The sequence below is a fragment of the Sphingobium sp. TCM1 genome (genome assembly GCF_001650725.1).
Lineage (GTDB): Bacteria > Pseudomonadota > Alphaproteobacteria > Sphingomonadales > Sphingomonadaceae > Sphingobium.
Genome location: NZ_LXVX01000015.1, coordinates 25497 through 36651, shown reverse-complemented (window position 1 = coordinate 36651; position 11155 = coordinate 25497). Strand labels below are relative to the sequence as shown.

The window sequence follows — 11155 nt, the reverse complement described above, 5'->3', positions numbered from 1 at the left end:
AGATGTGTATAAGAGACAGTCCCAATGTGCTATGGCAGTGAGTTCATCGCCGCCGCCGTCCAGACCTGGCTCAGGCAGATCGGCGTGAAGACGCTCTACATCGCCCCGGGCTCGCCATGGGAGAACGGCTACAACGAGAGCTTCAACGGCTCGCTGCGGGATGAGCTGCTGAACGGCGAGATTTTCTACACCCTCGCTGAAGCCAGGGTGCTGATCGAGGCGTGGCGGCGTCACTACAACACGGCCCAGTCGGCCCGAAGCTGCGATTTTGGTCATCTTGGAGAACACGTCGGGAACGGGCTGGTTGTTGTTGACGATCGCCCATGCGAGGAACGACGTTCCGCTCCGATAAGGGAGCGGCGTTATGAGCCTTGGCGTTTCGAGTGGGGATCTGATCGGCTCCTGGAGCCTGAGTTTTTCGGACATCGCGTTCGTGACCGGCAAAGCGGAGACGGCACGACTGGGATTGGCGGTTCAGCTTAGATTTTTCGCCGGGCATGGCTTCTTTGTGCCGGATCATGCGTCGATACCCTCCGACGGTGTCTTGTATCTGGCGGAGCAACTTGGTCTCGATGCCAAATCCGTGAACCACTATGATTTTTCCGGGCGCACCGCCCGCCGGCATTGCGCGGAGATTTTGCGGCATCTCGGGTTCCGCCGTATGACGCAGACGGATCGCAGGGCGTTGTCGAGGTGGATTTCCGACGATCTTTGTGCGGGCGGGCAGCCGATCAATGCCATGCTCGAGCATGTTTTCCTGTGGTGCCGCGACCGCCGTATCTATGGGCCGTCGCGCAAGGAGCTGGAACGCCTCGTCCGTTCGCAACGACACCTCTATCTGGAGGCCCTGTTGGCCCGAGTCCGCGATCGGCTTGCGCCGGATGCGGTCGCCTTGCTGGAAGCCTCGCTCGCCGATCCCGATGGCCCGACCGGCTTCAACACGATGAAGGGGGATGCAGGTCAGGCGACGCTCGAAAACATTCTTGGCGTGACCGCCAAACTCGCCTTTATCCAACGGCTTGCTCTTCCCCGAGATTTCCTATCGGTCACGGGCAAGGCATGGGTCGATCAGATCGTTCGCCGGGTTGCCGGCGAGAAAGCCTCGGAGATGCGCCGGCATGTACCGGCGCGCCAGCTCGGGCTCTATGCCGTTTATCTGATGGCGCGGGAAGCTCAGCTTACGGATGCGATGGTCGACCTGCTGATCGAGACGGTCCATAAGATCGGATCGCGCTCGAAACGCAAGGTGGTGGGCGATATCGCGAAAGACATCGAGCGGGTCTATGGCAAGGAGCGACTCCTGGTCGAGATTGCCAGCGCTTCGATCGACGATCCATCCGGGCGCATCTGCGATGTCATTTTCCCAATCGCCGGCAAGGACAAACTGGCGGCGATCATCAAGGAAAGCCAGGCAAAGGGCGCCTTGGATCGGCGGATCTACAAGGTGATGCGGAGGTCATGGGCCAATCATTATCGCCGTATGCTGCCAAGCCTGCTTTCGGCACTGGAGTTCCGGTCGAACAACGCCGTGTGGCGTCCGGTGCTGGCGGCCCTGGACTGGATCAGAAGCAAAGTGGATGATGGATGCCGCTACGTGCCGCCGCACGCAGTGCCGGTCGACGAGGTCATTCCGGCGAGATGGCGCAGTTCCGTCATTGATGAAGAGGGGCGCGTAAACCGGATCAGTTATGAGCTTTGTGTCCTCGCGCAACTGCGCGATCGCATCCGTTCTAAGGAAATCTGGGTTGTCGGGGCGGACCGATACCGCAATCCCGATGACGATCTTCCCAAGGACTTCGATGCGCGGCGAGAAGCATATTACACAGGATTGAACCTGACGGCGGATGCGCGTGCATTTTCAAGCGCCATCCGGGAAGAGCTTGCTCAGGAACTGTTGCTCCTCAATGCCAATATTCCCCGGAACGACAAGGTTCGGCTGCTGTGGCGCGGCGAGAACCGTATATCTCTCACCCCGTTCAAACCCTTGCCCGAACCCAGGGGTCTCGCCTCGATCAAGACCAAGATCGGCCAACGCTGGCCGATGACCGGGCTGCTCGACGTACTGAAGGAGGCTGCCCTTGATACGGGACTTCTCGAAGCGTTCGAAACATCGGCCTCGCGTGTTGCACTGCCGAAAACCGCGCTGGATCAACGTCTCCTGCTATGCCTCTACGGCCTGGGAACGAATGCCGGGCTCAAGCGGATCGCCGGCGCCACCCCCGATGTCAGCTATGAAGAGCTGCTGCATGTCCATCGCCGCTTCGTTCATGCCGCGGCGCTCAAGGAGGCGTGTGCCAGGGTTGCGAATGCGACCCTGGCAATCCGCAATGCTGCAGTCTGGGGGGACGCCGGCACGGCCTGTGCGTCAGATTCCACAAAGTTCGGAGCCTGGGATCGCAACCTGATGACGGAATGGCATGCGCGTTATGGTGGACGGGGCGTCATGATCTACTGGCATGTCGAACGACGCGCGACATGCGTCTATTCCCAGCTCAAGCGCTGCTCTTCCTCCGAGGTCGCCTCCATGATCGAGGGCGTGCTGCGCCATTGCACCGACATGGAAATCCAGCGACAATATGTTGATAGTCATGGCCAAAGCGCGGTTGGCTTTGCATTTTGCCGGCTTCTCGGATTTGAGCTTGCACCCCGCCTGAAAGCGATCGCTCGCCAGAAGCTGGCTCTTCCCGATGTCGGCATGCGAACGCGGCTTCCCCACTTGCAGCCGATCCTCTCCAGTCCGATCAACTGGGATGAGATCGAGCAGCAATATGACGAGATGGTCAAATATGCAGCCGCGATGCAGACAAAAACCGCCGACCCGGAGGCGATCCTGCGCCGGTTTAGCCGCTCCGAGGTGATGCACCCGACCTACAAGGCGTTGAGTGAGCTGGGCCGCGCGGTCAAGACGATCTTCCTGTGCCGGTATCTGCGCGAGGAGTCCTTCCGCCGCGAAATTCATGAAGGCCTGAATGTCGTTGAAAACTGGAACAGTGCCAATGGGTTCGTTTTCTTCGGCAAGGGCGGCGAGATCGCCACTAACCGCATCGATGAGCAGCAGCTCTCGGTCCTGGCGCTACATTTGCTGCAAGCGTCGCTTGTCTATGTGAACACCCGAATGCTTCAGAGCGTGCTGGTGGAACCGAAATGGACGGGCCGGATGACGCCGGATGATTATCGCGGCCTCACACCGCTGATTTACAGCCACGTCAATCCTTATGGCCGCTTCGACCTCGATCTGAATAGCCGGATCGATTTTGGGCGGCTTGCTGCCTGACCGGGGCCTTTCCGCTCGCACCATTTGGGTGCACCCGAACGTGACGATCGGAAGTGACATATACGACATGTCACAAAAGGGTGGTTCCGTCACCAATGTTACTGTACGAGGGCAAAGCCACCCTAATGTGACGGATTTGCCCATGACCCGCGTCGGCTACGCCCGCGTCAGCACCATCGACCAGGATCTCGACATCCAGGTTGCCCGGTTGAAGGCAGCGGGCTGTGAAATCCTCCGCTCCGAAACAGGCTCGGGCGCATCGCGCACTGGACGCACGGAGCTTGAGACGATCATGCAGTTCCTGCGCGCCGATGACGAACTCGTCGTCCTGCGTCTCGATCGGCTCGGTCGCTCCACACGCGATGTTCTCAATCTGGTTCATGAACTCGACCAGAAGGGAGCCTCATTGCGGGTGCTTGAGCCGGAGGTGACGACGGCCGGAAGCATGGGGCGGATGGTGATCACCATTCTGGGCATGGTCGCGGACATGGAACTGACGTTCATCAAGGACCGGCAGCGCGCCGGGATCGAGGCGGCGCGCGCCGAAGGCGTCTACAAAGGCCGGAAGAAAAACATCGATGACGATGAAATCCGACGCCGGATCACCGCCGGCGCGAGCAAGGCCAGCGTCGCGCGCGACCTCAAGATCTCAAGAATGACCGTCTATCGGGCGCTTGACGTCATTCCTTCAAGGATCGGGCTGCCGGAAAAGCCGCCTTCTGTCACCATCGCCCTGCATCTGACCATCGAGAACTTCAACAAGCATGGTCGTGGCAGAAAGCCCGCTCGCGAGCGCATTGAGGCGATGCTGGAGCGGGATTACCAGATGCAAAAGACCGGGAACTGCGATTACACGCTGACCGTCGCCTATGATCAGGGTGCCGATGGCGTCAGCCTCGATGATGAGATCGCATCTCTCCAGACAGAGATGTTCAACATCGCAGAGAGCTACAGGTGCTCGATCGAGACCGATGTTTACGAGATTGGAGGACAAGAGCGAGCCTGGTAGATCGCCATGTTCAATCTTTGTTCTTCAACATGGCCAAAATCGCAGCTTCGGGCCGACTGGGCCCTATACCCAGCGCCTGTTCTGGGATCTGGGCGGGGATTCTTCGCCCTTCCGTAACATCGATTTCATGCCCGAACTTTTCTACCTGCTACCGGCCGTATCGAAGGGCACATTGGCGTTCGGCGGACAGGCGGGGCTGCGCCATGAGTCCAACGGCCGCGATGGGTTGGCGTCGCGCAGCCTCAACACCCTCTATGTCCAGCCTGTGGCGACGATACCGATCGGAGACTACAAGCTGTCGCTGGGCCCGCGCTACTCCTTCTATGTCGGTGACCTTGAAGACAATCCGGATGTGAAACGCTATCGCGGCCACACGTCCTTGTTCGCGGAGTTTGGCCGTGACGACGGGCTGCGACTGACTACCAACAGCCGCATTAATTTCTCGTCGGGCAAGGGCGCAATAGACGCTGAGCTTTCCTATCCGCTGGACAAGATCGTTGACACCAACCTCAACGTCTATGTCTTCGGCCAAGCCTTTGCTGGCTATGGCGAAAATCTGCTCGATTATGACCGCAAGGCGACACGACTGCGGCTTGGGGTCGCTATCGTCCGCTAATCCGGAACCGGGCAGAATCTATCGTAAGGTAGCGGGCCCGGCGTTGGACGTCCCCTTACCCTGATGCAAAAGTGATTTATGCATCATCGGAAGGCCAACGGCGTAAGAGTCTGTTTGAGAATTCATGAGATGATCGGGAGATTGCCATGTTACGTATTTTTATTGCTGCCACTACTATGGCAGTCTTGCTTTGGTCGCTGCCTGTATCCGCTGAAGAAATCCCTCGCTGCTCCTCCTCGTCTATTCCCGCAGCAGACAAGGCGCGCCTCACGGCGGAATACAAGCGGCGGTTTCTGGCTGAAGGGAAAACCAAGGCCGATGCCTGGGCCGGTGAGCAGGGAAGGCGCCATCGCGAAATCATGGAAAGGCAAGGTATCTGTCCCCCACGCGAACCGGCGAATAGCCAAGCCAATTCAGCGCCCCCGCCTCGAGAACAACCGACGAGCAAAAACCGTAAAAAGGGCAAGTGTACCCGTACCGTCTGGCAAACTCGTCATATAGCGAGCGCAGGTGGAGGCCCAATGAATACGATTAGGGTGCCTGTCTGCGTGAACTAAGCGAGCGACAGCAATGCTGGTGTGTTCGGTTATCCCGCCAAAGGGCACACAGGAAAAGCTCTGGTGCGAAGTCAAAAGTTTCGCATCAAACCAAAAGCCGCGCTTTTCCGTGCCCTTCCCTGATGCAAAAATCTGATGCAGAATCGCGCCATGATTTACGGCTATGCGCGCGTCTCCACCAACGGCCAAGATTTGGCCCAGCAGCTCGCCCAGCTTGAGGCGGCGGGCTGCGCGAAGATCTACCGCGAGAAGATCAGCGGCGCGTCGGCCGAGCGGCCCCAGCTCAAGCGCGCGATCGGCGCGCTCGATCCCGGCGACGTGCTGATGGTGACGGCGACCGATCGCCTCGCCCGCAACACGCGCGACCTCTTGAACATCCTCCATGCGGTAAAGGAGGCCGGGGCCGGCTTCCGCTCGATCGCCGAACCGATGGTGGACACGACCTCGCAGCTCGCCGAAGTTGTGATTGCCGTTCTAGGCGTCGCGGCCAGCTACGAGCGCCAGCGGATCGCCGAGCGCACCAGCGCTGGCCGCGCCCAGGCCAAGGCGCGCGGGGTCAAGTTCGGCCGCAAGAGCGCCCTCACCCCGCACCAGCAGGCCGAGGCGCGGCGCAAGCTCGACGCAGGCGACACCCAGCGATCGGTCGCGGCGCTGTTCAACGTCAGCCAAGCGACGATTTCGCGGCTACAGGGGTGATGAGCGACGCCCCCCGCCCTCTCTGGCGTTGATTTAGGCGGCGATCGCCGGCGCACATTCCCAGCGCCTGCCATGCCAGCGGAATCCTACCCGCTGCGCGTTGCTGATCGCTGGCGGCTCGCCCTTGCGCCAGAAGGCGCGCATCTTTGCCTGATCGTCAAGATGAGCGTCGGCCACGATCGCGCGCGCGGCCTGGATGAACTGCCCATGCCCGAACACATAGACCAGCGAGGCGGGCGGCATGGCGGCGAGCCGCGCCAGCGCGGCCTCGCAGCGCCGGAGCAGGGTGGCGAAGCTCTCCGCCCCTTCCCCGTCGCAATAATCAGGATCGGCCGCGCTCCAATAGCGTTCGAGGTGCGGCATCCGCTCCGCGCTGCGCGTGCCGTTCCAGCGCGCCGGTTGCAGATAGGTGAACTCCTCTATCGGCCACACTTCCACCGGCACGCCGGGAAAGCGCGCGATCGTTGGCGCAGCCGTCTGCTGCGTGCGGGTATAGGGCGACGTGACGATGAGCGCGGGCGCTTCTATCCAGCTCGCCGCGACTTCGCGTGCCTGTTCCTGGCCCAGCTCCGTCAGCTCGATCGCGCCGAGATCGTGGCAGGGCACGCCGGCGTTGCCGGTAGATTCGCCGTGGCGAATGAAGATTACGCGCATGGCTATTCAAACAGTTCCGCATGAGTGCCGGCGCGCACGAAGTTCACCAGATTCCCCTCAATCGTATAGATCAGCAGGAAATCGCCGCCGATATGGCACTCGCGATGATCGCTCCAATCGCCTTTCAGCGGATGATCCAGCCATTCCGGGCCTAACGGCGCGTCGTTGGCGATGAGCATCATCATCGCCTCCTTGAGCTGTTTCATGTTGTAGCGCCCGCTGCGCGACAGCCGCTCCCAATCCTTGACGAACCTTTTTTCGTAGGACGCCTCTCTTGGGAACGCCGCCCGCTTACTGCTGGCGGGCTTCTTGGTCGAGGGCATCGAACATTTCCTGGGCATCGGTGAAACGGGCGCGGCGAGCCTTCATCGTCGCGCGGGACGCCTCGATCGCGGCGCGCGTCTCGGCGTTCGGCACCTTCAGCTCGAACGGCAACGCATGATCCTTGGCGACCCGCGTGAGGGTCATGCGGACCACATCCGAGACGGTCAGCCCCAGCTCGGCCAGCACGGCGGCGGCTTCATCCTTCAATGTTTCGTCGATGCGCGCGCGCACGAAAGCGGTAGCGGCCATTGGAACCTCCTTAGTCAAGCCGATAATGTAGCTCAGTTGAGCAACAATTTCAATCCAGGCTAGGGGGCGGCGCCTGCCGCTGGCGCGGCACCGTGGCCCTACTCGCTTCGTTCCCCAAGCCCGCAAGCGGTCTTGGCCCAAGGTGACGACCCACATGGCGGGGGCGAGATCGCAAGCGGGTCTCGCTTCATGGTGCCGGCGTGCGCCGGCGTCGATCCTGTTTGAAGGGGGAAAGGCGGTCCCGGCCGCCTCTCCCCCGCAACGGGATTAGACGGGGCCGTGCCTCGCTGCGCTGCGGCCGCACCACCCCCATCGAATCCCGCTGCCCCCCTCTCTCGCCGGCGTTCTTGGGCGTCCGTGTTCCGGCCGATGGCATGGCCATCGCCGAACAGGCGATTTGAAGGGAGTAAGGACGATGACCCACGAAACCCGCGAAAGCTGGCTCAATGCGGTGGCGGCGGGCATGGCCCCGCTGTTCGAGGTGCTGGACGCCCCCCTGCCCGACCGCGTGCGCGTGGCGATCGGCTTCACCAGCAGAGGCGCGAAGGCCAAGGCGATTGGCGAGTGCTGGGATAATCGGTTGAGCGCGGACGGGCATTTTGAAATCTTCATCCGCCCGGACCTGGCGCACGCGCCCGACGCGATGCCGGCGCAGATCGCAGCCATCCTCGCGCATGAGCTGGTCCATGCCGCTGTCGGCATCCCGGCAGGGCATGGGAAGACGTTTAACGGGTCGCCCTTGGGCTGGGGCTGGTCGGGCCGATGCGCGCCACCACCCCCGGCGAGGCGTTCCTTGCGGCCATCGCGCCGATCCTGGAGTGCGTTGGCCCCCTCCCCCATGCCCGTCTCGACACGGACGGGGAGTCGACCGCGCCCAAGAAGCAGAAAACCCGGATGCTCAAATGCGAGTGCGCGACGTGCGGCTATACCGTGAGGACCGCGCGCAAATGGCTTGAGCAGGCCGGAGCGCCGCTTTGCCCGATCGAGGATCACGGCCAGATGGAGCATGAGCCGCTGGACGATGACGACGCCGAACCGGAGGAATGATGCGGCGCGCTTTCGTCATTTCAGATTCAGCGCCTCCCTATCGTCATTTCGGGAACGACAGGGCTTCCCCTCCCGGTCTATTGTGTATACAAGTATAGGATTATACGTGTAGGAGTGTAGCATGAAGGTTCTCGCCATTCTCTCACAGAAAGGCGGCGTTGGGAAAACGACGCTCGCGACCTGTCTGGCAGTCGCGGCCGAGCAGGCGGGCAAGGTCGCCGCGATCATCGACCTGGACCCGCAGGCGACGGCCTCGTTCTGGAAGGACGTGCGCCAGCTCGACACGCCCGCCGTGGCGTCGATTCAGCCGGTGCGCCTGCCCGCTATGCTCAAAGCCTGCGAGGACGCCGGCACCGATCTTGTCGTGATCGACGGGGCGGCGGTCGCGCGCGACGTGGCCTATGAGGCAGCGCGTCACGCTGATTTCATCCTGATCCCGACTAAGACGGCCGTGTTCGACACGATGAGCATGACGCACACCCTCGACGTGGTGCGCCAGCTCGACCGCGCCTTTGCCGTGGTCCTTACCTTCGTGCCCCCGCAAGGTCAGGAAACTGGCGATGCGATTCAGGCCGTGGCGGAGCTAGGCGCGACGGTTTGCCCGGTGACGATCGGCAACCGCAAAGCCTTTTTCCGCGCCCAAGCCGCAGGCCGGGCCGTGCAGGAGTTCGAGCCGCATGGGCCAGCGGCCGACGAAATCCGCCGACTATACGAGTATACAAATATACGCCTATACAATCAGGCGGAGGTGGCGTGATGGCGAAGGGCGGAAACAGTCTGCAAGCGGTGCTGAACCGCGCCAAGGCGGACGGAGACGCGGCCCCGGCCCCAGCGTCGGCGATCGAGCCGGTAGACGTGACCCGCAAGGCCCCGCCGAGCGGCCGACAGGGGACCAAGCTGATTGGCGGGCATTTCCCTCCCGAGGTCAGCACGCAGCTTCGCATTATCGCGGCCGAGGAAGGGACGACCGTTCAAAGCCTGCTGGGCGAGGCGCTGGACGACCTGTTTGTGAAGAAGGGAAGGGGGCGCATCGCCGGCTAGTATAGATGTATACAATTATACACCTATACATCTATACACCTATACTAGCGCAAGGGGGCAGTCTTGTGCTTGTTGCGACAGAAGCCGATGAAGGCGGCGCGGGGGCTTTTCAGTTCCGGCCGCCCGCTGTCGATCCACCATGACACCCATTGGTCATAGAGCGCGTAAACGTCATAGCCAGGCGCAACGCTCTTGGCGTCGTGGAAGCCTTCGGGGTCGATATAGGGCCGCTCGGGTTCCGCCTCGATCGCCTCGACCGTATCCAGAGCCTCGCGATTGCGGAACGTGACCGTATCGCCGTTCATTTCCACGGCATAGTCGGGCAGATGATCGTGCGCGACGAGATCGCGCAGCATCGAGCGGAACACGCGCAAATGGCTACTCGCGCCGGTCTTTTTCTGTAGCGTTTCGACCGAGATCGACCATTTTTCCTGCGCGCCGCAATGCTTGCGCGCCAGCTCGTAGATACGCCGTTCGAGCGGCTTGCGGAGGCGGAAATAGTCGCGATGGAGCGTCAGGACGCTGCGCCCCTCAACCATCTTGAACAGCCAGTCGGATAGCGTGACCTTGATTTCCGACATTTGGCCGGAGCGGGTTTGCCGCACGATCCGCCATTCATTGATGAGGCCGAAACCTTCGGTGATTTCCTCGCCATCGGCCTTGATATTCGTGGTGATCCGCGTCCCCGACAGCCGCTCGAACGCGCTCCGCAGCCGGTCATAGCCGTCGCCATCGGTTTGCCGGTTGGTCCACACCAGTAGATCGCGAGCAGTGAGGTGCAAGGTGCGGCTCGGTCGCTCCCCCTGGTTCATCTTCCCGATGAGCTGGGAGATGCAGTAGATCAGAATATCCTTGTCGTGGATCGTCGCCAGCCCTTTGACGCTGGGGACGATTTCGAGCTTGTTGCCGTTATGCTCATAGCGGAACACGCGCCGATCGGGCTTGGTCGCGAGCGAGAAAATCGGATGCTCCATCGAGGCCATGTCATCCTTGGGGATGGCGTCGAGAACATCGCAAATGAACAGATCGGGATCGGGGTAGCGAACAGGCAGCAGGGGAGGGCGTCCCTCCGCGCCGTTCGGGGTTTCATTGACGGCAAGCGGGAGTTCGGGGTTTCGTTGACGGTCAGGCTCGATTCGGGGTTTCATTGACGCGCACCGTAGATTCGGGGTTTCATTGACGCAACGGAAAAGTTCGGGGTTTCATTGACGGGTGATCGCGATTCGGGGTTTCGTTGACGCAGATTCGGGGTTCTGGAGTCACCAGATTCGGGGTTCCGTTGACGCCGAGGGCAAAAAAACGCCCGATTATTCTAATATTTTCAGTTGCTTATGAAACCGCCAAAATCCCGTAACACGACTCTTTAACCCATATATTAACACTAGGCCGACCTGTGGATAACTTTAACCGCAGCGCCCACTCGACGCCGGATCATCGTGGTTTCACCCACCAGCGTCCCGCCAGATCGAACAACTTGTCCTGATTTTCGGGACAGAGGCAGCATGATCCACTCGCGCCGCGCTACCGGCACCGGTCAGAGGGAAGAAAAGCGCCGCCTCTTGGGGGCTTCGCCCCCGCCGGCTCGCGGCCTTCGGCCGCCCCGGATCGCTTTGCGATCCTCCCACCCGGCATCCCCATGATGAGCCGGCTTCGCCGGCACGCTTTTTGCTAGATTGAGGATCGTTTAA

Annotated in this window: 10 protein-coding genes and 2 pseudogenes; 8 read left to right on the top strand and 4 right to left on the bottom strand. The window is 61.3% G+C overall.

The annotated features are described in order from the left end of the window. Window positions 1-33: 33 nt before the first annotated feature. The 5 genes and pseudogenes from A7Q26_RS12520 to A7Q26_RS12500 form a co-directional block, all read left to right on the top strand. Window positions 34-270 (top strand): annotated as a pseudogene (locus A7Q26_RS12520) (integrase core domain-containing protein); the annotation flags it as partial. Window positions 271-364: 94 nt separating this feature from the next. After that, entirely contained in the window at window positions 365-3274 is a 2910-nt protein-coding gene (locus tag A7Q26_RS12515) for a Tn3 family transposase (protein WP_066859914.1), read from the top strand. 142 nt (window positions 3275-3416) lie between these two features. Next, a complete protein-coding gene (locus A7Q26_RS12510) occupies window positions 3417-4283 on the top strand; it encodes a recombinase family protein (protein WP_006961816.1) in 867 nt (288 codons plus the stop codon). Beyond that, a complete protein-coding gene (locus tag A7Q26_RS12505) occupies window positions 4174-4899 on the top strand; it encodes a phospholipase A (protein WP_171010093.1) in 726 nt (241 codons plus the stop codon). Before A7Q26_RS12510 ends, A7Q26_RS12505 begins: the two co-directional genes overlap by 110 nt. Window positions 4900-5606: 707 nt before the next feature. Beyond that, entirely contained in the window at window positions 5607-6152 is a 546-nt protein-coding gene (locus A7Q26_RS12500) for a recombinase family protein (RefSeq protein WP_038292857.1), read from the top strand. Between the two features lie 33 nt (window positions 6153-6185). On the opposite strand, the gene A7Q26_RS12495 is transcribed toward A7Q26_RS12500, so the two are convergent. The 3 genes from A7Q26_RS12495 to A7Q26_RS12485 are packed head-to-tail and all read right to left on the bottom strand — an operon-like array spanning window position 6186 to window position 7379. Beyond that, window positions 6186-6806 carry a histidine phosphatase family protein gene (locus tag A7Q26_RS12495; RefSeq protein WP_017501689.1) on the bottom strand — a complete coding sequence of 207 codons (621 nt, stop codon included), beginning with the start codon at window positions 6804-6806 and terminating at the stop codon, window positions 6186-6188. Between the two features lie 2 nt (window positions 6807-6808). Further along, window positions 6809-7129 carry a type II toxin-antitoxin system YafQ family toxin gene (locus A7Q26_RS12490; RefSeq protein ID WP_026109291.1) on the bottom strand — a complete coding sequence of 107 codons (321 nt, stop codon included), beginning with the start codon at window positions 7127-7129 and terminating at the stop codon, window positions 6809-6811. Further along, window positions 7098-7379: a type II toxin-antitoxin system RelB/DinJ family antitoxin gene (locus tag A7Q26_RS12485; protein WP_017501687.1), complete on the bottom strand. Its 282-nt coding sequence runs from the start codon at window positions 7377-7379 to the stop codon at window positions 7098-7100. Before A7Q26_RS12485 ends, A7Q26_RS12490 begins: the two co-directional genes overlap by 32 nt. 415 nt (window positions 7380-7794) lie before the next feature. On the opposite strand from A7Q26_RS12485, the pseudogene A7Q26_RS12480 reads away from it, so the two are divergent. From A7Q26_RS12480 to A7Q26_RS12470, 3 genes and pseudogenes are all read left to right on the top strand, one after another. After that, a pseudogene (locus tag A7Q26_RS12480) lies at window positions 7795-8426 on the top strand (transcription elongation protein SprT). A gap of 121 nt (window positions 8427-8547) precedes the next feature. Then, entirely contained in the window at window positions 8548-9183 is a 636-nt protein-coding gene (locus tag A7Q26_RS12475; RefSeq protein WP_017501684.1) for a nucleotide-binding protein, read from the top strand. After that, a complete protein-coding gene (locus A7Q26_RS12470; RefSeq protein WP_017501683.1) occupies window positions 9183-9467 on the top strand; it encodes a ribbon-helix-helix domain-containing protein in 285 nt (94 codons plus the stop codon). The genes A7Q26_RS12475 and A7Q26_RS12470 overlap by 1 nt, the downstream gene beginning before the upstream one ends. Window positions 9468-9511: 44 nt before the next feature. Here A7Q26_RS12470 and A7Q26_RS12465 read toward each other — a convergent pair whose 3' ends face one another. Further along, window positions 9512-10615, bottom strand: a complete 1104-nt coding sequence (locus A7Q26_RS12465) for a replication initiator protein A (RefSeq protein WP_004213366.1) — start codon at window positions 10613-10615, stop codon at window positions 9512-9514. Window positions 10616-11155: the final 540 nt, after the last annotated feature.

What these genes read in the sequence shown, in the direction of transcription:
- A7Q26_RS12500 (WP_038292857.1), top strand. Translation starts at nt 5,607, where the DNA reads ATGATTTACGGCTATGCGCGCGTCTCCACCAACGGCCAAGATTTGGCC.
- A7Q26_RS12475 (WP_017501684.1), top strand. Translation starts at nt 8,548, where the DNA reads ATGAAGGTTCTCGCCATTCTCTCACAGAAAGGCGGCGTTGGGAAAACG.
- A7Q26_RS12465 (WP_004213366.1), bottom strand. Translation starts at nt 10,615, where the DNA reads ATGAAACCCCGAATCGAGCCTGACCGTCAACGAAACCCCGAACTCCCG.
- A7Q26_RS12490 (WP_026109291.1), bottom strand. Translation starts at nt 7,129, where the DNA reads ATGCCCTCGACCAAGAAGCCCGCCAGCAGTAAGCGGGCGGCGTTCCCA.
- A7Q26_RS12505 (WP_171010093.1), top strand. Translation starts at nt 4,174, where the DNA reads ATGATGAGATCGCATCTCTCCAGACAGAGATGTTCAACATCGCAGAGA.
- A7Q26_RS12470 (WP_017501683.1), top strand. Translation starts at nt 9,183, where the DNA reads ATGGCGAAGGGCGGAAACAGTCTGCAAGCGGTGCTGAACCGCGCCAAG.
- A7Q26_RS12495 (WP_017501689.1), bottom strand. Translation starts at nt 6,806, where the DNA reads ATGCGCGTAATCTTCATTCGCCACGGCGAATCTACCGGCAACGCCGGC.
- A7Q26_RS12485 (WP_017501687.1), bottom strand. Translation starts at nt 7,379, where the DNA reads ATGGCCGCTACCGCTTTCGTGCGCGCGCGCATCGACGAAACATTGAAG.
- A7Q26_RS12510 (WP_006961816.1), top strand. Translation starts at nt 3,417, where the DNA reads ATGACCCGCGTCGGCTACGCCCGCGTCAGCACCATCGACCAGGATCTC.
- A7Q26_RS12515 (WP_066859914.1), top strand. Translation starts at nt 365, where the DNA reads ATGAGCCTTGGCGTTTCGAGTGGGGATCTGATCGGCTCCTGGAGCCTG.